At 60.9% G+C, this 22,642-nt stretch carries 19 protein-coding genes; 9 read left to right on the forward strand and 10 right to left on the reverse strand.

Annotated features, from left to right (window positions below; genetic code table 11):
* A complete protein-coding gene (locus MHH62_RS16790; protein ID WP_014719464.1) occupies window positions 1–660 on the reverse strand; it encodes a GntR family transcriptional regulator in 660 nt (219 codons plus the stop codon).
* A 279-nt stretch (window positions 661–939) separates the two neighbouring features.
* Here MHH62_RS16790 and xdhA point away from each other — a divergent pair, with 279 nt between their 5' ends.
* The 4 genes from xdhA to guaD all read left to right on the forward strand — a co-directional run bounded on the left by xdhA (window position 940) and on the right by guaD (window position 7,060).
* Entirely contained in the window at window positions 940–2,388 is a 1,449-nt protein-coding gene (gene xdhA / locus MHH62_RS16795) for a xanthine dehydrogenase small subunit (RefSeq protein WP_060767344.1), read from the forward strand.
* A complete protein-coding gene (gene xdhB, locus MHH62_RS16800; protein ID WP_019820507.1) occupies window positions 2,381–4,780 on the forward strand; it encodes a xanthine dehydrogenase molybdopterin binding subunit in 2,400 nt (799 codons plus the stop codon). Before xdhA ends, xdhB begins: the two co-directional genes overlap by 8 nt.
* Window positions 4,781–4,903: 123 nt before the next feature.
* Window positions 4,904–5,743: a xanthine dehydrogenase accessory protein XdhC gene (xdhC, locus tag MHH62_RS16805; RefSeq protein ID WP_339231457.1), complete on the forward strand. Its 840-nt coding sequence runs from the start codon at window positions 4,904–4,906 to the stop codon at window positions 5,741–5,743.
* Between the two features lie 12 nt (window positions 5,744–5,755).
* Window positions 5,756–7,060 carry a guanine deaminase gene (gene guaD, locus MHH62_RS16810; RefSeq protein ID WP_060767346.1) on the forward strand — a complete coding sequence of 435 codons (1,305 nt, stop codon included), beginning with the start codon at window positions 5,756–5,758 and terminating at the stop codon, window positions 7,058–7,060.
* Window positions 7,061–7,198: 138 nt separating this feature from the next.
* On the opposite strand, the gene MHH62_RS16815 is transcribed toward guaD, so the two are convergent.
* Window positions 7,199–7,963: a GntR family transcriptional regulator gene (locus MHH62_RS16815; protein ID WP_014719469.1), complete on the reverse strand. Its 765-nt coding sequence runs from the start codon at window positions 7,961–7,963 to the stop codon at window positions 7,199–7,201.
* Between the two features lie 222 nt (window positions 7,964–8,185).
* Here MHH62_RS16815 and MHH62_RS16820 point away from each other — a divergent pair, with 222 nt between their 5' ends.
* A complete protein-coding gene (locus MHH62_RS16820; RefSeq protein WP_019820510.1) occupies window positions 8,186–9,376 on the forward strand; it encodes a benzoate/H(+) symporter BenE family transporter in 1,191 nt (396 codons plus the stop codon).
* Window positions 9,377–9,413: 37 nt separating this feature from the next.
* On the opposite strand, the gene MHH62_RS16825 is transcribed toward MHH62_RS16820, so the two are convergent.
* Entirely contained in the window at window positions 9,414–9,758 is a 345-nt protein-coding gene (locus MHH62_RS16825) for a YggL family protein (RefSeq protein ID WP_003193255.1), read from the reverse strand.
* Between the two features lie 236 nt (window positions 9,759–9,994).
* On the opposite strand from MHH62_RS16825, the gene dacB reads away from it, so the two are divergent.
* Window positions 9,995–11,455 (forward strand): D-alanyl-D-alanine carboxypeptidase/D-alanyl-D-alanine-endopeptidase, encoded by a 1,461-nt coding sequence (dacB, locus tag MHH62_RS16830; RefSeq protein WP_014719471.1) that lies wholly within the window; start codon window positions 9,995–9,997, stop codon window positions 11,453–11,455.
* Between the two features lie 129 nt (window positions 11,456–11,584).
* On the opposite strand, the gene MHH62_RS16835 is transcribed toward dacB, so the two are convergent.
* Together MHH62_RS16835 and rlmKL are read right to left on the reverse strand one after the other, a co-directional pair.
* Window positions 11,585–13,969 carry a diguanylate cyclase gene (locus tag MHH62_RS16835; RefSeq protein ID WP_020302639.1) on the reverse strand — a complete coding sequence of 795 codons (2,385 nt, stop codon included), beginning with the start codon at window positions 13,967–13,969 and terminating at the stop codon, window positions 11,585–11,587.
* Window positions 13,970–14,169: 200 nt separating this feature from the next.
* Window positions 14,170–16,434, reverse strand: coding sequence for a bifunctional 23S rRNA (guanine(2069)-N(7))-methyltransferase RlmK/23S rRNA (guanine(2445)-N(2))-methyltransferase RlmL (gene rlmKL / locus MHH62_RS16840; protein WP_014719473.1), 2,265 nt, complete (start codon window positions 16,432–16,434; stop codon window positions 14,170–14,172).
* 532 nt (window positions 16,435–16,966) lie between these two features.
* Here rlmKL and MHH62_RS16845 point away from each other — a divergent pair.
* Window positions 16,967–17,182: a ribosome modulation factor gene (locus MHH62_RS16845; protein WP_002553055.1), complete on the forward strand. Its 216-nt coding sequence runs from the start codon at window positions 16,967–16,969 to the stop codon at window positions 17,180–17,182.
* 121 nt (window positions 17,183–17,303) lie between these two features.
* Here the strand turns inward: MHH62_RS16845 and MHH62_RS16850 are convergent, their stop codons facing one another.
* The 5 genes from MHH62_RS16850 to MHH62_RS16870 form a co-directional block, all read right to left on the reverse strand.
* Window positions 17,304–18,323, reverse strand: coding sequence for a quinone-dependent dihydroorotate dehydrogenase (locus MHH62_RS16850; protein WP_057701027.1), 1,020 nt, complete (start codon window positions 18,321–18,323; stop codon window positions 17,304–17,306).
* 85 nt (window positions 18,324–18,408) lie between these two features.
* On the reverse strand, window positions 18,409–18,876 hold the full coding sequence (locus MHH62_RS16855) for a transglycosylase SLT domain-containing protein (protein WP_014719475.1): 468 nt from the start codon (window positions 18,874–18,876) through the stop codon (window positions 18,409–18,411).
* Window positions 18,863–19,252 (reverse strand): winged helix-turn-helix domain-containing protein, encoded by a 390-nt coding sequence (locus tag MHH62_RS16860; protein ID WP_014719476.1) that lies wholly within the window; start codon window positions 19,250–19,252, stop codon window positions 18,863–18,865. The genes MHH62_RS16855 and MHH62_RS16860 overlap by 14 nt, the downstream gene beginning before the upstream one ends.
* A 164-nt stretch (window positions 19,253–19,416) precedes the next feature.
* A complete protein-coding gene (locus tag MHH62_RS16865) occupies window positions 19,417–19,632 on the reverse strand; it encodes a FliM/FliN family flagellar motor switch protein (RefSeq protein ID WP_014719477.1) in 216 nt (71 codons plus the stop codon).
* Window positions 19,633–19,647: 15 nt separating this feature from the next.
* A complete protein-coding gene (locus MHH62_RS16870) occupies window positions 19,648–20,379 on the reverse strand; it encodes a secretin N-terminal domain-containing protein (protein ID WP_014719478.1) in 732 nt (243 codons plus the stop codon).
* Between the two features lie 246 nt (window positions 20,380–20,625).
* Here MHH62_RS16870 and MHH62_RS16875 point away from each other — a divergent pair, with 246 nt between their 5' ends.
* Window positions 20,626–21,825: a CmpA/NrtA family ABC transporter substrate-binding protein gene (locus MHH62_RS16875; RefSeq protein WP_014719479.1), complete on the forward strand. Its 1,200-nt coding sequence runs from the start codon at window positions 20,626–20,628 to the stop codon at window positions 21,823–21,825.
* A 13-nt stretch (window positions 21,826–21,838) separates the two neighbouring features.
* Complete coding sequence (locus MHH62_RS16880; RefSeq protein WP_003193274.1) at window positions 21,839–22,414, forward strand: ANTAR domain-containing protein; 576 nt, start codon at window positions 21,839–21,841, stop codon at window positions 22,412–22,414.
* The last annotated feature ends 228 nt before the right edge of the window (window positions 22,415–22,642 follow it).

Raw genomic sequence — 22,642 nt, forward strand, 5'->3', positions numbered from 1 at the left:
TTAGGCGTCCGCCAAGGCTGCGATGACCAGCGAACTGCTGCGCTGGCAATAGGCTGTGAGCACCAGGCGAATCTGCACCAGGTCACGGGCCAGTACTGCGGCGAGCAATTGCTCGAACAGCGCCAGGAACTCGCTCATGGACGCCTTGCGCTGATCCAGGGCCAGGTAATAAGCGCGGTTCATCGCCGGCTGCAGGTTTTCGACGGTTTCCTGCAAATAAGGGTTGTTGGCGAAGGGGTATGCGGCGCGCATCACGCTGAAGCTTTCTTCGACGAAAGCGCGGATGTCCTCACGCTCCAGGCTCAATTGAAGGCGTTGCTGGATCTGCAGAAACGGCGCCATGTCGGCCTGGGTCTGCCAACCTTCGGCAACCGCATTGCCGAGCAGGATGTACATCTCGCCCATCAACGTACACAGGCTCTGCACCTTGTGCGCGGTAAGTTCGGTGACGTGAGCGCCACGGCGCGGCAGGATCGCAATCAAATGGCGGCGCTCAAGGATCAGCAAAGCTTCGCGCACGGAACCACGGCTGACGTTGAGCGCCAGCGTGACCTTCTGTTCCTGGATCCGCTCCCCAGGCTTGAGATCGCCACGAATGATACGTTCGGCGAGGTGGTGAGCAATTTGCTCGGCGAGACTGTCCGGCGCCTTGAACGTCATGTTTTCCCTTCAAAATCTTCTATCAGTACAAGCGCGGCAGTGTAGCGCATTGGCCCGCTGATGGCGCTACGCCCACCGTGGCGAATTTGGCATGAAATAAGCAACGTTGAAGCCTGTAAGCCGCCAAAAACGCCGGTTCCAGAAGACTGGACCATAATTGAAAGTGTTGCGACCGCATTTTCTTGACCCTTAGGTCAGAAAACCATTGACCGAAAAGTCAGACATGACTAGATTCGGCGCAAAGCGGTTAACAACAATAATGAGTCTGCGAGGCCTTCCGTGATCCAGTTTTTACTTAACCAGGAACTCCGTAGCGAGCACGCCCTGGACCCCAACCTGACCGTGCTCAACTATCTGCGCGAGCATGTGGGCAAACCCGGTACCAAGGAAGGCTGCGCCAGCGGCGACTGTGGCGCGTGCACCGTGGTGGTCGGCGAGCTGCACACCGACGAGCAAGGCGCCGAGCAGATTCGTTACCGCAGCCTCAATTCCTGCCTGACGTTCGTGTCGTCGCTGCACGGCAAACAACTGATCAGCGTTGAAGACCTCAAGCACAAGGGTCAACTGCACAGCGTGCAACAGGCCATGGTCGAGTGCCATGGCTCACAGTGCGGCTTTTGCACCCCGGGCTTCGTGATGTCGCTGTTTGCCCTGCAAAAGAACAGCGACGCCCCCGACAGCCACAAAGCCCATGAAGCCCTGGCCGGCAACCTGTGCCGCTGCACCGGTTATCGCCCGATCCTCGCCGCCGCCGAACAGGCCTGCTGCAACAAGCCCCAGGATCAATTCGACAGCCGCCAGGCTGAAACCATCGCCCGCCTCAAGGCTATCGCGCCGACCCAGACCGGCGAACTCAACAGTGGTGACAAGCGCTGCCTGGTGCCACTGACCGTTGCCGACCTGGCCGACCTCTATGACGCCTACCCACAAGCCCGGCTGCTGGCCGGCGGCACTGACCTGGCGCTGGAAGTCACCCAGTTCCACCGCACCCTGCCGGTGATGATCTACGTCGGCAACATTGAAGCCATGAAGCGCATCGAGCAGTTCGACGACCGCCTGGAAATCGGCGCGGCCACCGCCCTCTCCGACTGCTACGCCGCGCTGCACCATGAATACCCGGACTTCGGCGAACTGCTGCAACGCTTCGCCTCCCTGCAAATTCGCAACCAAGGCACCCTGGGCGGCAATATCGGCAACGCTTCGCCGATTGGTGACTCGCCGCCGCTGCTGATTGCCCTGGGCGCGCAGATCGTACTGTGCAAGGGCAACACCCGCCGCACCCTGGCGCTGGAAGACTATTTCATCGACTACCGCGTCACCGCGCGCCAGGACAGCGAGTTCATCGAGACCATCATCGTGCCCAAGGGCCACACGCTGTTCCGGGCCTACAAGGTGTCCAAGCGCCTGGACGACGATATTTCCGCCGTATGCGCAGCGTTCAACCTGAAGATCGACAACGGCGTGGTCAGCGAAGCGCGCGTTGCGTTCGGCGGCATGGCCGCCACGCCAAAACGCGCAACCCGCTGCGAGGCTGCGCTGGTAGGCGCCACGTGGAATGCGGCCACGGTAGAAAAAGCCTGCACCGCCCTGGCCGGCGACTTCACCCCACTGTCGGACTTCCGCGCCAGCAAGGAATACCGCCTGCTCAGCGCGCAGAACCTGCTGCGCAAATACTTCATCGAACTGCAAACGCCGCACATCGAGACTCGGGTGACCGCTTATGTCTAACCATCACGCCGTGGTAAAAACCCAGGCCGAACTTGCCGCACTGTTTGCCCAGGACCTCACCACCGGAGTCGGGCGCAGCGTCAAGCATGACAGCGCCGCCAAACACGTCAGCGGTGAAGCACAGTACATCGACGACCGCCTGGAATTTCCCAACCAGTTGCACCTGTATGCGCGCATGTCGGACCGCGCCCACGCCCGGATCATCAGCATCGACACCGCGCCCTGCTACGCCTTCGACGGCGTGCGCATTGCGATCACCCATGAAGACGTACCGGGCCTGAAAGACATCGGCCCGTTGATGCCCGGCGACCCACTGCTGGCCATCGACACCGTTCAGTTCGTCGGCCAGGTGGTGCTGGCCGTGGCCGCCCGCGACCTGGAGACCGCACGCAAGGCGGCAATGGCGGCAGTGATCGAATATGAAGACCTGGAGCCAGTGCTGGATGTGGTCGAGGCGTTTCGCAACAAGCACTTCGTGCTCGACAGCCACACCCACCAACGCGGCGACTCGGCCACTGCGCTGGCAAGCGCCAAGCATCGCATACAGGGCACCTTGCATATCGGCGGCCAGGAACACTTTTATCTGGAAACCCAGATCTCTTCGGTGATGCCCACCGAAGACGGCGGCATGATCGTCTACTGCTCCACGCAAAACCCCACCGAAGTGCAGAAGCTGGTGGCCGAAGTGCTGGATGTGTCGATGAACAAGATCGTGGTCGACATGCGCCGCATGGGCGGTGGTTTTGGCGGCAAGGAAACCCAGGCCGCCAGCCCGGCGTGCCTGTGCGCCGTGGTGGCGCGCCTCACTGGCCAGCCGACCAAGATGCGCCTGCCACGGGTCGAAGACATGCTGATGACCGGCAAGCGCCACCCCTTCTATATCGAATACGACGTAGGGTTTGACGACAACGGCCGACTGCACGGCATCAACCTGGAACTGGCGGGTAACTGCGGTTGTTCGCCGGACCTGTCCAACTCGATTGTCGACCGCGCCATGTTCCACGCCGACAACTCGTATTACCTGGGCGACGCCACGGTCAACGGCCATCGCTGCAAGACCAATACCGCCTCCAACACGGCCTATCGCGGCTTCGGCGGCCCGCAGGGCATGGTCGCCATCGAAGAGGTGATGGACGCCATCGCCCGCCATCTAGGCCAAGACCCGCTGGCCGTGCGCAAGGCCAACTACTACGGCAAGACCGAGCGCAACGTTACCCACTACTACCAGACCGTCGAGCACAACATGCTCGAAGAAATGACCGCCGAGCTTGAGGCCAGCAGCCAATACGCAGAGCGCCGCGAAGCGATCCGCCTGTACAACGCCCACAGCCCGATCCTGAAAAAAGGCCTGGCGCTGACCCCGGTGAAATTCGGTATTTCGTTCACCGCCAGTTTCCTCAACCAGGCCGGCGCGCTGATCCATATCTACACCGATGGCAGCATCCACCTGAACCACGGCGGCACCGAGATGGGCCAGGGCTTGAATACCAAGGTCGCGCAAGTCGTGGCCGAGGTATTCCAGGTAGAAATCGACCGCGTCCAGATCACCGCCACCAACACCGACAAGGTACCCAACACCTCGCCCACCGCTGCCTCCAGCGGCGCCGACCTGAACGGCAAGGCCGCGCAGAATGCGGCCGAAACCATCAAGCAGCGCCTGGTGGAATTTGCGGCGCGCAAGTACGACGTAAGCGAGGCGGACGTGGAGTTTCGCAACGGCCATGTGCGCGTGCGCGAGCAGATCCTGAGCTTCGAGGCGTTGATCCAGCAGGCGTATTTCGCCCAGGTATCGCTCTCCAGCACAGGTTTCTACAAAACCCCGAAAATCTTCTACGACCGCAGCCAGTCACGCGGGCGGCCGTTCTACTACTACGCGTTCGGCGCGGCCTGCTGCGAAGTGATCGTCGACACCCTGACCGGCGAATACAAAATGCTGCGCACCGACATCCTGCATGACGTGGGCGCCTCGCTGAACCCGGCCATCGACATCGGCCAGGTGGAAGGCGGCTTCATCCAGGGCATGGGCTGGCTGACCATGGAAGAGCTGGTATGGAACAACAAAGGCAAGCTGATGACCAACGGCCCGGCCAGCTACAAGATCCCGGCAGTGGCCGACATGCCGCTGGACCTGCGGGTGAAGCTGGTAGAGAACCGCAAGAACCCGGAAGACACGGTGTTCCATTCCAAGGCCGTGGGCGAGCCGCCGTTCATGCTGGGGATTGCGTCGTGGTGTGCGATCAAGGACGCGGTGGCGAGTTTGGCTGACTATCGCCAGCAGCCCAAGATCGATGCGCCGGCCACGCCCGAGCGGGTGTTGTGGGGGTGTGAGCAGATGCGGCAGTTGCGGGCGGCGAAGGCTGTCGAGGCTGACACTGAATTGGCTTCGCTCTAGACCCAGGCGCTGCCATCGCGGGCAAGCCCGGCTCCCACATTTTGAGGTGCTAACCCGATCAAATGTGGGAGCTGGCTTGCCTGCGATAGCGGCCGAACTAACAGCAGAAATGTTGAGGTAGACATGGACAACTGGATCAGCGCCCTCGCCACCCTGCACAACCAGGGCGAACCCTGCGTGCTCGTCACCATCATCGAGGAACTCGGCTCAACCCCGCGCAACGCCGGTTCCAAGATGGTCATCAGCGCCGCGCGCACCTTCGACACCATCGGCGGCGGGCACCTGGAATACAAGGCGATGCAGATCGCCCGAGACATGTTGGTGCGCGGCCAGCAGAACACTCATCTGGAGCGCTTCAGCCTCGGCGCCAGCCTGGGCCAGTGCTGCGGTGGCGTCACCGTGCTGTTGTTCGAGCCCATGGGCCAGGCGCAGGCGCACATCGCCGTGTTTGGCGCCGGCCATGTCGGCCGTGCGTTGGTGCCATTGCTGGCAAGCCTGCCCTGCCGGGTGCGCTGGATCGATTCCCGCGAGCAGGAATTCCCGCAGCACATCCCCCAAGGCGTGCGTAAAATCGTCAGCGAAGAGCCGGTCGACGAAATTGCCGACTTGCCAGCAGGCAGTTACTGCATCGTCATGACCCACAACCACGCGCTGGACCTGGAACTGACCGCCGCCCTGCTCAAGCGCAACGACTTCGCCTACTTCGGCCTGATCGGCTCGAAAACCAAGCGGGTCAAATTCGAACACCGCCTGCGTGATCGCGGCTTTGACGCCGCGCAATTGCAACGCATGCGCTGCCCCATGGGCCTCCCCGAGGTCAAGGGCAAGCTCCCGGTGGAGATCGCCATCTCCATCGCCGGCGAAATCATTGCCACCTATAACGCCAATTTCGGCCAGCACCTTGCCGGCGCCGAACCTATTGCCAAACTGCTGCCGGCTTCACGCCGCAGCCAAGCTATCTAAATCGAGACGATCATGCCTTTGACTCGCAAAGCCTACCGTGCCGCCATCCTGCACAGCATCGCCGACCCTGCCGTGGTTGGGATCGAAGCCTCCTATGAATATTTCGAGGACGGCCTGCTGGTGATCGACAACGGCCAGATCAGCGCCCTTGGTCACGCCAGCGACCTGCTGTCGAGCCTGCCCGCCGATATCGACATCACCCATTACCAGGACGCGCTGATTACCCCTGGCTTGATCGACACCCATATCCACCTGCCACAGACCGGGATGGTCGGCGCCTATGGCGAGCAACTGCTGGACTGGCTCAACACCTACACCTTCCCTTGTGAAAGCCAGTTTGCCGACAAGGCTCACGCCGAAGAAGTCGCGGATATTTTCATCAAGGAGTTGCTGCGCAACGGCACCACCACAGCGCTGGTGTTCGGCAGCGTGCACCCGCAATCGGTGAATGCATTCTTTGAAGCGGCCGAGAAACTCGACCTGCGCATGATTGCCGGCAAGGTGATGATGGACCGCAACGCGCCTGATTACCTGACCGACACCGCCGAATCCGGCTACCAGGAAAGCAAGGCGCTGATCGAACGCTGGCACGGCAAGGGGCGCCTGCATTACGCGGTGACGCCACGCTTCGCCCCTACGAGTACGCCGGAGCAATTGACGCTGGCCGGTCAGTTGCTGGGCGAATACCCGGATTTGTACATGCAGACCCACATCAGCGAAAACAAGCAGGAAATCGAGTGGGTCAATGAGCTGTTCCCGGAGCGCAACGGCTACCTGGATGTCTACGACCACTACAAGCTGCTCGGCGAGCGCTCGGTGTTTGCCCACGGCGTACACCTGTGCGATGACGAATGCGCACGGCTGGCAGAGACCGGCTCGGCAGTCGCGTTCTGCCCGACGTCGAACTTCTTCCTCGGCAGTGGTCTGTTCAACCTGCCGATGGCCGAAAAACACAACTTGAACGTGGGCCTGGGCACCGACGTGGGCGGCGGCACCAGCTTCTCGCTGCTGCAAACCCTGAACGAAGCCTACAAGGTCATGCAACTGCAAGGTGCGCGGCTGAGCCCGTTCAAGTCGCTGTACCTGGCCACCCTGGGCGGCGCTCGAGCGCTGCGCCTGGAAGACAAGATCGGCACGTTGCAACCAGGCACCGATGCAGACTTCCTGGTGTTGGATTACAACGCCACGCCGCTGCTGAGCTATCGCCTGAAACAGGCCAATAACATTGCCGAGACGTTGTTTGTGCTGATGACGCTGGGGGATGATCGGACGGTGTTGCAGACCTATGCAGCTGGGCAGCTCGTTCACCAGCGCTGATCTCAGAGCCCCCCACAAAACCAATGTGGGAGGGGCTTGTGTGGGAGCCGGGCTTGCCCGCGATAGCATCACCGCGGTATGTCAGTTACACCGCGGTGATGCTATCGCAGGCAAGCCAGCTCCCACATTTGATTGGATTTACAACTTTACAGACGAACGCCCAGGTTTTTTAGTCTGTAAAAGATGCGAAAACACCGCATGCAAATCATCCGACGCACTCTCTTCATCGAGGTTGAGCTTGCTGTCGATGTGATCCATGTGATGCATCATCAAGTTCACCGCCAACGTCGCATCCCGGGCTTCGATCGCGTCGATCAACTGGGTGTGCTCATCGTAGGAACAGTGCGAGCGGTTGCCGCTTTCATACTGGGCGATGATCAATGAGGTCTGGGACACCAGGCTGCGCTGGAAGCTGATCAGCGGCGCGTTCTTCGCGGCTTCGGCCAGCTTCAAGTGGAATTCGCCAGAGAGACGGATACCGGCGCCACGGTCACCGCGCGAGAAGCTGTCGCGCTCGTCGTTGACCATCTGGCGCAACTCGGCCAGCTGCTCGGCCGTGGCGTGCTGCACCGCCAATTCTGTGATCGCCCGCTCCACCAGGCGCCTGGCCATGAACACCTGGCGTGCTTCTTCGACGCTTGGGCTGGCAACCACCGCACCGCGATTGGGCCGCAGCAGTACCACGCTTTCATGAGCCAGGCGCGACAGCGCGCGGCGAATGATGGTGCGGCTCACGCCGAAGATCTCGCCCAGTGCCTCTTCACTCAATTTGGTTCCGGGCGCCAGGCGTTGTTCAAGGATCGCCTCGAAGATATGCGCATAGACGATATCGTCCTGGGTTCCGCTGCGACCGGCCTTGCCGGCTCGCGGTTGTTTCTTGAGAGGTTGCAACTGTTCGTTCATGGGCACTCGGGTTTGAGAACGGCGAATTAACGGTAATACGGCAACAGCGTGTCGCTGGCAAGTATCACCTAAAAACAGCGCACATTGTACACAACCCACTGCGCCAACACACTGTACGGCTGTTTGCGGGCTCGGCTGTATTGCAATGACTCGTTACGTTTGAGTTTAGGCTTGAATCAGAGCCGCCAGCGGCAAATTCCCGGCAATAAGGAACACCTCTCCATGACCGACGCCACCCAAGCGCCCTTGCGCCCACTGGCCGACACTTCTGCGTCGGCCGTCGTCGCCGGCTTTATCGCCATGATGACCGGCTACACCAGCTCCCTGGTGCTGATGTTCCAGGCCGGCCAGGCCGCCGGCTTGACCACGGCGCAGATTTCTTCGTGGATCTGGGCGATTTCCATCGGCATGGCGGTGTGCAGCATCGGCCTGTCCCTGCGCTATCGCACACCGATCACCATCGCCTGGTCCACCCCTGGCGCGGCGCTGCTGATCACCAGCCTGGGCGGCGTGAGCTATGGCGAGGCCATCGGTGCCTACATCACCTGCGCGGTACTGGTGACGCTCTGCGGGTTGACCGGCAGCTTTGAGAAACTGGTCAAGCGGATTCCGGCGTCACTGGCGGCGGCGTTGCTGGCGGGGATCCTGTTCAAGATCGGCAGCGAGATTTTCGTCGCCGCCCAGCATCGTACCGGGCTGGTGCTGGGGATGTTCTTCACCTACCTGATCATCAAGCGCCTGTCGCCGCGTTATGCCGTGCTGGCCGCCTTGCTCATCGGTACCGCCTTGTCAGGGCTGATGGGGCTGCTGGATTTCAGCGGTTTTCATCTGGAGGTGGCGACGCCCGTTTGGACGACGCCGCACTTCTCGTTGGCGGCGACCATCAGCATCGGCATTCCGCTGTTCGTGGTGGCCATGACCTCGCAGAACATGCCCGGCGTAGCCGTGCTGCGAGCCGACGGCTACACCGTGCCGGCGTCGCCGTTGATCACTACCACTGGCCTGGCGTCATTGGTGCTGGCACCGTTCGGCTCCCACGGCATCAACCTGGCGGCGATCAGCGCCGCGATCTGCACCGGGCCGCACGCCCATGAAGACCGCAACAAGCGCTACACCGCTGCGGTGTGGTGTGGGGTGTTCTATGGGATTGCCGGGGTATTCGGCGCCACGCTGGCAGCATTGTTCGCAGCCCTGCCCAAGGAACTGGTGCTGTCGATTGCGGCGTTGGCGTTGTTTGGCTCGATCATCAATGGCTTGAGCATCGCCATGAATGAGCCGAAGGAACGGGAAGCGGCGCTGATCACCTTTATGGTCACGGCGTCAGGCTTGACGTTGTTTTCCATCGGTTCGGCGTTCTGGGGGATTGTGGCGGGGGTGTTGACGCTGCTGATTCTGAATTGGCGCAAGGCATAAAAAAACGGCGACCCTCAGGTCGCCGTTTTTTTCAGTATCACTTAGCCGCGTTGATCGGCTTTTCCGGATACCACACGTCCAGCAACGGGCTGACTTCAGCCTTGGTCAGCTCGGAACGGGTTTTCAGCCAGGCTTCCACGGCAGCACGCTGCTCTTCGGAGACCGAGCCACGCTTTTGCAGGCAAACCAGACCGTAGTCATCGCCGCCGACATAGCCCAGGCCATTGGCTTCCATGGCTTCTTTGATGAATGCTTCGAGGAAAGCGTCGATAGCTTCTTCACTCAGGCCTTCGTTGAAGTCCAGGTTCAGTTCGAAACCCAGCTCTTGAAATTCATCAACGCACAGTTTTTTGCGCAGACGCTGGGAACGGTTAGTCGCCATTGGAACAATCCTCATAAGTATTAACGGGCGGCACTTTAGCAGTTTAAGGCGGCAATTGCCCGACTCTCTGGGACCGACGGGCAAATGCGCGCAAAAAAACCATGATTAGCAGCTATCGTTCAGCTACACGTGGCGCCAGCTTGGGGCATAATGCCGACACTTTCGTGACCAATGAGGGATTTTCTTCCATACCCCTCGCCTTTTTCACCCTCCTCAGCAGTAGGGTTTTATTTCTTATGATCAAATCTTTGCGCTCAGTGTTACTTGCCAGTGTTGTCTTGCCCCTGGCCTTTTCCGTTTGCGCCGCTCCCGTCAATAACACCCTGCCACCCAGCGTTGCGCAGGCCTTGCAGAAGGCCAAGCTGCAAAATACCGCGCTGTCCCTGGTGATGCTGCCCCTGAACGGCCCTGGTACCCCTACGGTCTTCAACGCCGACGTCTCGGTGAACCCGGCTTCCACCATGAAGCTGGTCACCACTTATGCGGCCCTGGAAATGCTCGGCCCCAACCATCAGTGGAAGACCGAGTTCTACACCGATGGCACCCTCAGCGGCGGCGTGCTGCGTGGCAACCTGTACCTCAAGGGCGGCGGCGATCCCAAACTGAACATGGAAAAGCTCTGGTTGCTGATGCGCGACCTGCGTGCCAATGGCGTGCAGCAAGTCACTGGCGACCTGGTGCTAGACCGCAATTTCTTCAACCAGCCGCAATTGCCCGAGTTCAACGACGACGGCAACGATGAGAACAAGCCGTTCCTGGTCAAGCCCGACGCCTTGCTGGTCAACCTCAAGGCCCTGCGCTTCGTGACCCGCAATGATTCGGGGCGGGTGATCGTATCGGTCGAGCCGCCGATTGCCAGCATTCGCATCGACAACCAGGTGAAAGTCACCAACGCCAAGCAGTGCACCGGTGACGTGCGCTACAGCCCGGTGACCGCTGCCGACGGCAGCGTGACCGTGACCGTCAGCGGCCAACTGGGTGATGGCTGCAGCTCGCAGACTTACCTGTCGCTGCTCGACCACGCCACCTACACTGCAGGTGCTGTACGGGCGATCTGGAAGGAATTGGGCGGTACCATCCAGGGCCGTGACATCCAGGCACCGGTGCCCAAGGATGCCAAGGTACTTGCCCGCGCCTTCTCGCCGGACCTGGCGGAGATCATCCGCGACATCAACAAGTACAGTAACAACACTATGGCTCAGCAGTTATTCCTGAGCCTGGGTGCGCAGTTTCGCAACGATGCCGATGGCGACGATGCCAAGGCCGCGCAACGCGTCGTGCGCCAGTGGCTGGCCAAGAAAGGCATCACCGCGCCGCACCTGGTGATGGAAAACGGCTCCGGCCTGTCCCGCGCCGAACGGGTCAGCGCCCGCGAGATGGCGGCCATGCTGCAAGCCGCGTGGAAAAGCCCTTATGCGGCGGAGTACATCAGCTCGATGCCGATCGCCGGCACCGACGGCACCATGCGTAAACGCCTGAAAACCACCGCCCTGCGCGGCGAAGCCCATGTGAAGACCGGCACCTTGAACACCGTGCGCGCCATTGCCGGTTACAGCCGCGACAACAATGGCAATACCTGGGCGGTGGTGGCGATTCTCAACGACTCCAAGCCTTGGGGAGCCTCGTCGGTGTTGGATCAGGTGCTGCTGGACCTGTATCGCCAGCCGAAGGCCGTTGCAGCCGCACCGGTTCTCTAAAGCACCACATCACCCTGTCTGATCGTTCCCACGCTCTGCGTGGGAATGCTGTTTTGGACGCTCTGCGTCCGCGCTCAAGGCGTGACGCGGAGCGTGTAAGGATGCATCCCACGCAGAGCGTGGGAACGATCATTCAAGCGTCAGGGCTTCCTCGACGCGATCCCTGCCCGCCTGCTTGGCCACGTACACCGCCGAATCAGCGCGCAGCAGCAAGCCATCGATACCTTCGTCGATCCGCCAACTGGCCACGCCGAAGCTGGCGGTAACCACCCCCACCGGCTCCATCGCCGCATCACGCAACGACTGCCACAACTGCATCGCCAGGCTGTAAGCCTGTGCGCCATCAGTGTTGGGGCACAGCACCACAAACTCTTCCCCACCCAGCCGGCAAAATACATCGGTACGGCGCAAGCGTTGGCCGATACGCTTGCACAACTCCTGCAACACGCCGTCGCCCACAGCATGGCCGTGCTGATCGTTGATGCGCTTGAAGTGGTCGATATCGAGCATGATCAACGACAGCGCGCCAGAGGTACGGTTGAGCCGGAGCATTTCGCCCTTGAGACGATCCTGGAAATAGCGCCGGTTATAGATCCCTGTCAGGGAGTCGGTAATGGACAGTGCGCGCAGTTCATCCTCGACCCGTTTGAGATCAGAAATATCCGATACATAACCGTGCCAAAGCGTACCGCCTCCCGGCAATTCTTCCGGCGTCGCTTCGCCGCGAATCCAGCGCAGGCCTCGCTGAGGTAATTGCACGCGGTACTCTTCGCGCCAATGGCTCAGTTGCAACGCAGAAAGGCGTATCGAGGCACGCACTCGCTCCAGGTCCAAAGGGTGAATGCGCTCCAGCACCTTGCCCGCATCCTGCTGCAGCACGCCCAGTTCGATTTCATAGATATCGCGCATGCCTTCGCTGGCATAGATGAAACGCCAATTGTCCTGTGGTTCCAAAGTGAACTGGAAGATTCCACCCGGTACATGGGCACTGAGTTTTTTCAGCAGGCGGTCGCGTACCGCAAGGGCCTCATAGGCGCGCTTTTGCTCGGTGACATCCAGGTAAATCGCCAAGTGCCCGACCCACAGGCCATGGTCATCCAAGAGCACGGTCGGCAACATGTTGACCGTCAGTTGGCTGCCATCCTTGCGCACCAGCGTCCACTCACGCCCTTCATGTTGACTGTCCGGGCTCTCCACCAGCATCGCCTGGCTCGCTGGAATGCGCTTGCCCAGCGCCCTGCTCAACGGCTCAGCGCGGGCGTCGAGTTCCGCGGCCACGTGCAGGCGGTCCAAGGTCATATGCCCCAGCACCTCCTCGGCCGTAAAGCCCAACATCTGTTCGGCACCGGCATTGAAGGTGTTGATCACACCGCGCAGGTCAGTGGCAATGATCGCCACTTGAGTCGCCGCATTCAGCACGCTGCGCAGTTGCCCATGGGCACCGCGCAACTCCTGCTCACGGGCACGCAATTGAACGGTGCGTTGCTCCACCAGTTTCAGTGCGCGCTGGCGCTGGCTGACCAGCATGTAAAGCAGCGCACTGAGCAAGGCGCTGAGCAACACGCCCATCGCCAGAATGGCGTGCATCGAAGAATGGTTGGCCTTGTCGAACACTTCGCTGGCGCTCAGGCTCAGGGCGTAGACATGATCGCCCAGGGTGAGGCGGCGTGCAGCCGTCAAGCCACTGCTGCCCAAGGCGTTACTGGACGCGTACAACACCCGTTGCTGGGTGTCGGAGGTGTCTACGATCTGCATCACCAGGTTGTCCCGGTTGGGCCTGGGCAACCCCTCGGCCACCAGCTGGCGCATGCTGATCACCGCCATCACAAAGCCGTAAGGCTCGGCATCTGCGACTTTGCTCACGGGCGCCACCAACAACACGCCTGCCGCATAAGCGGGCTCCACACCCACCAATTGCATGGGCTGTGACACCGCCAACTGGCCGCTTTCTTGCGCACGCGCCAGCGCTGACCGGCGCAGGGGCTGGGCCAGCAGATCAAAGCCCAGCGGCGAGCCCAGCAAACTTTGGGTCTGGCTGTACAGCACCGGTACGTATTCATCGCGCTCGGCCGCGGGCGCCAACTCACCTGCAGTATTCAGTTCGCGGATACTGAAGGGAATGCCACGCTGGCGAGAAATGTCCTGCTCAAACAAGCTGCGCTGCGTACGAAATATCCGTGGTGCCCAGGCATAGGCACGGGCATGCAACAACAGCGGTTTGGCGAAACCGTCGAACTCGGCGCGGGATACCTCTGCGGAATTGACGAAGAAACGCTGCAGGCTGCCCAGGCGTTGTTCCTGATCTTCAAAACGTTCCTGGATGCGGCTGTAGCGTTCGTTGACCAGCAACTGGAACCGCTGGCGCACCTGCTGCTGATACAGGTCCGAAGCCGCCCACGCGACGACCACCGTCAGCGCGCTACCGACCAGTAACACCACCAATGCCACCAGCCAAGCCGATGCCTGCTCACTGATAAAACCAAGGATTTTCGGGCGAACGACTTGCATCGGCATAGGCAACACTCACAGCGCCAGTGTGCGGGGGTGTCACTTTGGCTAGGGCTTAAGTTATAGCCATCGGTCATGGGTTTGACCAGTGCAAAAACAATAGGAGCGAGCTTGCTCGCGAAGAACCTGAGAGCGCTGCGTTAAACCGGATACGCAGCGCTATCGTTGACGATCTTCGCGAGCAAGCTCGCTCCTACAGAGAAAAATCAGCGTGCGGTGATTTTCCAGGCGCGGTGGATCTTGGCATTGCGCGCAAAATCAGGGTCGATGGTCTTGTCGCTGATTTCCTCGACCGCATAGCGTTCGCTGAGGTTGTCTTCCAGCTGGAACTTGCGGAAGTTGTTGGAGAAGTACAGCACGCCACCCGGCGCCAGGCGTGCCATGGCCAGGTCGAGCAACTGCACATGGTCACGCTGCACGTCGAAGATGCCTTCCATGCGCTTGGAGTTGGAGAAGGTCGGCGGGTCGATGAAAATCATGTCGAATTCATCGCGGCTCGCTTCCAGCCACGCCATCACGTCACCCTGTTCCAGGCGGTTCTTGTCGGAGAAGCCGTTGAGGGAGAAATTGCGACGCGCCCAGTCCAGATAGGTCTTGGACAGGTCGACGCTGGTGGTGCTGCGCGCGCCGCCCTTGGCAGCATGCACACTGGCTGTGGCGGTGTAGCAATACAGATTGAGGAAGCGCTTGCCCGCCGCTTCCTTCTGGATGCGCATGCGCATCGGGCGATGGTCGAGGAACAGGCCGGTGTCCAGGTAATCGGTGAGGTTGACCAGCAACTTAACGCCGCCTTCACTGACCTCGGTGAACTTGCCTTGGGCACTCTGACGCTCGTATTGCTTGGTGCCGCTCTGACGCTCACGACGCTTGACCACCACACGGCTCTTGTCGACGTTCAGTGCCTGGGGAATTGCCGCCAAGGCATCGAACATGCGGGCCGAGGCTTTTTCCGGGTCGATGGATTTTGGCGCCGCGTATTCCTGCACGTGCACCCAATCGTGGTACAGGTCGATCGCCATGGAGTACTCAGGCATGTCGGCGTCATACACACGGTAGCAATCCACCCCTTCGCGCTTGGCCCATTTGCCCAGCAGCTTGAGGTTCTTCTGCAGGCGGTTGGCAAACATCTGCCCGCCTTCGCTCAGGCGCGCCTGCTCCACCACGGGGGCCGGGGCGGGCTTGATCGGGTTGCCGTTCTTGTTGTACTGACGCTCTGCCGGCTCGCTCGGGGCCTGGTCGTAAGCCGCCTGCTCACGTTCGGCCTGGCGCTGTTCCGGGGTGCGGCGCTCGCCGGTGACGAACTGGTCCGGATTGACCTTGATCAGCAGCAACTTGCACGGCAATGCGCCGTTCCAGAACGAATATTGTTTGTGGCTACGGATACCCATGCGCTTGCCCAGGTCCGGCGCGCCGGTGAACACTGCGGCTTCCCAGCCCATACAGGCTTGGCGCAAGCGTTCGCCGAGGTTCTGATAGAGATACAACAGGCTGGCTTCGTCACCCAGGCGCTCACCGTAGGGTGGGTTGCAGATCACCAAACCTTTCTGATTCTGATCCGGGCGCGGCTCGAACGTGCCCACTTCGCCCTGGTACACCTTGATCCAGTGGCTCAGGCCGGCGCGTTCGATGTTGTTGCGTGCGGGCTGGATCAGGCGCGGGTCGGCTTCGTAGCCACGTACCCACAGCGGCGGCTTGTTCATGCCGATGGCCGCCCGCTCAGTCGCCTCGGTATGCAGCTTTTTCCACAACGCCGGGACGTGACCCAGCCACGTGGTGAAACCCCACAGCTCGCGGTTAAGGTTGGGGGCCATGTCGGCGGCGATCATTGCGCCTTCAACCAGGAAGGTGCCGACACCGCACATCGGGTCGGTCAGCGCGCCGCCTTCGGCGGCAATACGTGGCCAGCCGGCGCGAATCAGGATCGCCGCTGCCAGGTTTTCCTTCAGGGGTGCCGCGCCCTGCTGCAGGCGGTAGCCACGCTGATGCAGGCTGTGGCCGGAAAGGTCCAGGGACAGGATCGCTTCGCCACGGTCCAGGCGCAGGTGAATGCGCAGGTCAGGGTTGATCTTGTCGATGGACGGACGCTCGCCGGTCGGGGTGCGCAGTTTGTCGACGATCGCATCCTTGACCTTCAGCGCCCCGAAGTGGGTGTTGTCGATCCCCGAGCCGTGGCCGCTGAACTCTACCGCGAGGGTACCGTCGGGGACCATGTGGTCAGCCCACTCGATGTCCAGCACGCCGTGGTAAAGATCCTCGGCGTCTTTCATCGGGAAACGCTTGAGCACCAGCAACACGCGGTTGGCCAAGCGCGACCAGAGGCACAAGCGGTAGGCGGTTTCCATGTCAGCCATGCCGCGCACGGCCGAGGTGTGCTCGCGGGCTTCCTCAAGGCCAAGCCCGACGGCTTCCTCGATCAGCAGGCCTTCGAGGCCCTTGGGGCAGGTGAGGAAGAGTTCAAAACGGTCCGACATGGGGCATTCCAGGCTTTTCAGCAATAAGTGAACCGGCGACGCATCGCCGGTTCGGTTTTCAATCAAGCACTTTTCTCGAAGAGTGCTCGCGTGGCACGAATGTGCCGTTCCACCCCGTCTGGCGGGCTCTTGAGCCTTTATTGGCGAGGCAGAAGAAGAATGTTGCGCAACAAAAAGAAATATTCCGACCCTTCGTCGAATAATAACCGACTGCAATAGGCGGGCATTCTCACTAAGGAATTAAACCTTTCCTCTTTACAGGGCACATCATAGCTGGCTTTGCCCTATAAAAGGGGCGAATAACCAGCCCAGCTTATGGCTATAGCATCGTTATCGTTACGTGCTTATGACAAAACGATCATTGAATACATGTGACCTATTGGTTAGAACTCAACACAGGTTGGCGCCGTAACGGTGCCAACACATTGGCTCGCCACGCCGGCAGCGAGCCCACCAACGGCAGAAAAACTCTGCCCGGCCTTGGACGAGGCCGAAGGATATCTAGACAGTCAACAAGTGAGGGAAACACCCTATGAGAAGACTTAAGCGTGATCCGTTGGAAAGAGCATTTTTACGCGGATATCAATATGGCGTTCATGGAAAATCCCGTGAGCTTTGCCCATTTACTCTACCGTCGGTACGCCAAGCCTGGATCAACGGCTGGCGAGAAGGACGCGGCGACAACTGGGACGGTATGACTGGCACTGCGGGCATCCACAGACTCAACGAACTTCACGCCGTCGGCTAATCAGGGGATTTAATTGCGACACACACATCTTTGAACTTGTAGCGACTTAACCACGCGCGCCCCATCCGGGCGGCGGGCTTCGGCCCAGGGGCTCCTTTATGGAGCCCTTTTTATTGCCTGATCAGCGCAAGGCAGCGATGGCATCCACCGACTGGCGAATCAATGCCGGGCCTTTGTAGATGAAGCCGGAGTACAACTGCACCAGGCTGGCGCCGGCCGCGATCTTCTCAGCCGCGTGTTTGCCTTCGGTGATACCGCCCACCGCGATGATCGGCAAACGCCCAGCCAACTCGGCCGCCAGCACCTTGACGATATGGGTGCTCTTGTCCCGCACCGGCGCGCCCGACAGGCCGCCGGCCTCGTCACCATGGGCCAGGCCTTCGACGCCCACGCGGCTGAGGGTGGTGTTGGTCGCAATCACCGCGTCCATCCCAGAATCCACCAGGGCCTGGGCCACCAGGACGGTTTCTTCATCGCTCATGTCCGGCGCGATCTTGATGGCCAGCGGCACACGCTTGCCATGCCGCACGGCCAGGTCTTCCTGGCGCTGGCGCAAGGCTTCGAGCAGTTGCTTGAGGGAATCGCCAAATTGCAGGCTGCGCAGGCCCGGGGTGTTGGGCGAGCTGACGTTGACGGTGACATAGCTGGCGTGGGCATAGACCTTGTCCAGGCAAATCAGGTAGTCATCCACCGCACGCTCCACCGGCGTGTCAAAGTTCTTGCCAATGTTGATACCCAGAATGCCGGTGTACTTTGCCGCCTGAACCCGCGACAGCAGATGGTCGACGCCGAGGTTGTTGAAGCCCATACGATTGATGATCGCCTCCGCTTCCGGCAGCCGGAAGATGCGAGGCTTGGGGTTGCCCGGTTGCGGCCGTGGGGTCACGGTGCCGATTTCGACAAAGCCGAACCCCAGTTGCGCAAACCCGTCGATGGCCGCGCCGTTCTTGTCCAGGCCGGCAGCCAGACCGACCGGGTTGGGGAAGTCGAGCCCCATCACCGACACCGGCACTTTCGCCGCTGCCTTGCATACCAGGCCATTGAGCCCCAGACGGCCACCGGCACCGATCAGGTCCAGGGACAGATCGTGGGAGGTTTCCGGGGAGAGTTTGAACAACAGCTGGCGGGCCAGGGTATACATGGGCGGGCTAGACTCGGATGGCGGCAAAAGGTGACGCTGATTATAGCCGGGGTGGCGGCCTGCATGCGAGGCGTGCCACCTGATCTCATTGACGTTGCGCCGTCAACGCCTCATAACGCACCCAGATCCTTTCGGCGTAGCGCAGGCGTAATGCCTCACGCTGTGGCCCGGGCCCCGGCCCCACGTTGTAAGCCCCCACCGCCGTCCAGTTATAGCCAAAACGCTGGATGAACTCGGCAAGAATCGAGGCGCCTACTTCTACCGACAGGCAGGGCTCGCTCAACAGCCGTTCTTCGGTAATGCCCTGCTTGAGCAAGCGCGGCAAATGGATGCTGTTGATTTGCATCAAGCCGATATCCCGCGTGCCATTGCGGTTGGTGTAGTTCATCGCTTGCGCCCGGTAACCCGATTCGACCGAGGCGATAGCTTGCAGCAACTCCGGCTCAAGGTCGTGGCGGCTGGCCGCCTCTTCCCAGCAAAAGGCCCAGGCCTGGCTGCTGCCCATCAATACCCCGAGCACCAGGCCTTTGCCCCATGCCTTAACTCTGGACATTGCTGGCCTGACCACAGACGGCGCACACGTGCGCCACTGCCCTGGGTTGATCACCTGTGCGCACCGGGCAGGTAAAGCGATAGCCCTTGCCATAAATCGTCTTGATAAAGCCTTTGTCGGCCCTCAAGTGCTTGCGCAGGGAATAGATACACCGCGTGAGTGACTCATCGGCCACTTCCCCCCGAGGCCAGGCCAGTTCCAGCAAGCGGTCCTTGGTCATCAGCGCGCCGCCGGAAGCCAGCAGCAACCGCAGCACATGCCCCTCCTTGGGAGCCAACTGAATATCCGCCTCCACACCCGTCAACCGGCCATCGCCATGCAAGGTCCAACGAGCGAAGACCAGGGACGTCGTCGTTTCATCCATTACGACGGCCATACGCACCTCTGTAGTCGACTACTGACATTCAAATCCATACTGTGTGAACCAATTCATCTGCCATTGGCATGACTATAAAAACCGCGCCCCGTACCTGCGTTAGGAAAAAACCCATTCATTTGCCTTTTTTGGGCCGAAGCCGGTCAGATAATTCGCTCGCACCCTTATTGCGGCAGCCACTCCTGAAAGGTTTCCTGCAATTCAACCCCTAGCCGATCCTCCAACTGCACCAACTCTCCCACTGCCATCAGTTGCCCATTGACCCGCACCTCCACACAGCGGGTGACGCCTGGGTCCAAGGGCAGCACCTTCCCCGGTGCGAATGCGGCCAAACGCTTGCGGCTGATCAGTTGCTCCTGCAGCAATATTTCCAGGTGCATGGACAAACGCCTTTTTCAGGGGGAAGACTCAGGGTCCGCTCGCAGGAACGCACGTCGCACGTACTCATATTGCGCGGCGGTCAACTGAGGTGCGCCGACCAGTTGCACGTCTCCACCGACAGCCTGCGCCGGCCCCGGCGAGGCTTCATCCAGCGGCTGGGCGACATCCAACTCGGCCACCCGTTTTTCGATAACCTTCACTTGGGCAGGTGAACCCTTGATCAACAGACTGTTGGTATCCGGATAAGCCATTAACACAAGGCGGCCATCGGCCAGTTGGTCCTTCTGCGCCTGGGATAACCGAGCTTTGATCATTGAAGCCATGCCCGGTACAAGGACCCTGTTGGCACCTGCGCCCTGCAGGTGATCGTCCACGAGGACGTTGATCACTTTCACCACGCCGAATAACGACGCATGCTCTGGCACCTTGCGTGGGGGGCGGTCCATCAGTTGAGCGAGGCGCAATACCTGGTCGACATAACGGGAAGGCCCGGTTACATAGAACGTACGCGCGCCGTTTTCACGCAGGGGGTAGCGCGGCTCATCCAGCCCCGCACGCCGCATGATGCCGCGCAGCCTATTGACGGAAATATGCCGCAGCACCACCGCCGAGCTTCTCTCGTCTTCGGCGCCGTAGAGCGGCAACTCCTCGCCACGGGCCGTGGCACTGCCCAGTACCAGCACGGCGCACAGCAGCGCGCTGTACAGCCAGCGGCAATTGAGGGTTGCGAGGTAATCAGCGTGCACCGTGGGTATGCCTGGCGGTCTGGCCTGAAGAAGCGGCCATACTGCGAGGCGCACGAGGTTCAATCATGATCGAAAGCTGACGGCCTGTTGCAACCGCCCCACCCATGGCATGTGCCTTGCTTTGCACTCTGTATCAGGCTCGCACCAAAGGCGGCACGGGCCTACGGACAAAGGCGTCGTTCCCCTGCAATGGCCTATACGCCAACCAGGGAAACGGCGCTTTTTTTTAGAAAAAGGCAGGTATTGATGAACGATCCGCTGGCTTGGGTAAACGGCAGCGATGCCCCGGAAAAGAGCAGCCTGGACCTGGGGTTCATGGCCCTGACCGATTGCGCCTCGCTGGTGGTCGCCGCCACCCAGGGCTTCGCCCAACCCTACGGCCTCACACTCAACCTCAAGCGCCAGGCGTCCTGGGCCAACCTGCGCGACAAGCTGGTCAGCGGTGAATTGGACGCCGCCCACAGTCTCTACGGGCTGATCTATGCCGTACACCTGGGCATCGGCGGCGTCGCCCCCAGCCCCATGGCGGTGCTGATGGGGCTGAACCAGAATGGCCAGGGCATCAACCTGTCCCATGGCCTGCAACAGCAAGGGATGATCACTCCTGAGGCGTTGAAGCGCCATGTGCACCAAAGCCGGACAAAACTCACCTTCGCCCAGACGTTTCCCACCGGCACCCACGCCATGTGGTTGTATTACTGGCTGGCGAGCCAAGGCATTCATCCCTTGCAGGATGTGAACAGCGTAGTAGTGCCGCCGCCACAAATGGTGGCGCACCTGCAAGCCGGCCGCATCGACGGCCTTTGCGTGGGTGAACCTTGGTGCGCCAGCGCAGTGCAACAGAACCAGGGCTTTACCCTGGCGACCAGCCAGGCGATCTGGCCGGACCACCCGGAAAAAGTCCTGGGCTGCACCCAAGCCTTCGTTGACGCCTACCCCAATACCGCACGCGTGCTGGTCATGGCGATCCTGGAGGCCAGCCGGTTTATCGAGCAGAGCCGTGAAAACCGCCGCTCTACCGCCCAGTTGCTCAGTGCCCCTGAATACCTCGATGCGCCTGTGGCTTGCATCGAACCACGCTTGCTGGGGGACTATGACGATGGCCTGGGCAACCAGTGGCAAGATCCCCATGCACTGCGCTTTTTCGCCGACGGCGAGGTGAACCTGCCCTACCTCAGCGATGGCATGTGGTTCATGACCCAGTTTCGGCGCTGGGGCTTGCTGCGTGAAGACCCGGACTACCTGGGCGTCGCCCGGCAGGTGCAGCAACTGGCGCTGTACCGCCAGGCGGCCGAGACGCTGGGCATTACCCCGGGCAACTCGGACATGCGCCGCAGCCAGTTGCTCGACGGCAAGACCTGGGACGGCAGCGATCCCGCCGGCTATGCCCGCAGCTTCCACCTTCACGCCTTGGCCGATGACGCCAATCGCCAAGCGCTGCGCTGACAGGAGCCCGACGATGCTGCGAATCCTGTTGATCAACGACACCCCGCGTAAAGTCGGGCGCCTCAAAGCCGCATTGACCGAGGCCGGCTTTGAGGTGATCGATGAGTCCGGCTTGACCATCGACCTGCCCGCACGCGTCGAAACAGTGCGTCCTGATGTGATCCTGATCGATACCGAGTCACCCGGGCGCGATGTGATGGAGCAAGTGGTGCTGGTCAGCCGCGATCAGCCCAGGCCGATCGTGATGTTCACCGATGAACACGACCCGAATGTGATGCGCCAGGCCATCAAGTCCGGCGTCAGTGCCTATATCGTCGAAGGCATCCAGGCCCAGCGCCTGCAACCGATCCTCGATGTGGCCATGGCGCGCTTCGAGAGTGACCAGGCCCTGCGCGCCCAGCTGCATGCCCGCGACCAGCAACTGGCCGAACGCAAGCGCATCGAGTTGGCCAAGGGCCTGCTGATGAAAATGAAAAGCTGTAACGAGGAAGAGGCCTACACCCTGATGCGCCGCCAGGCCATGAGCCGTCAACAGAAACTGATCCAGGTGGCGGAGCAGATTATTGCCATGAGCGAGTTGCTCGGCTGATCTGGCTCAGCTTGATGGTTCCCACGCTCCTGCGTGGGAACGCCGCCAGGGACGCTCCGCGTCCCGCCATGCGCCGCTGATGACGCAAAGCGCCAGAGGTCCAAGCGACAGGTGTGAATAATTCGGGTTGGCGCAGGATTTGCTAAGCATTCACCACAGGTAGCCAACGGCGGTTGCCCCCTCACGACAAAGACGTCGCCCACCCGGTTTGCGCTTGCGAACCCGGTG

The sequence above is a fragment of the Pseudomonas sp. FSL L8-0168 genome (genome assembly GCF_037976155.1).
In the GTDB taxonomy this organism is placed as follows: Bacteria; Pseudomonadota; Gammaproteobacteria; order Pseudomonadales; family Pseudomonadaceae; genus Aquipseudomonas; species Aquipseudomonas paracarnis.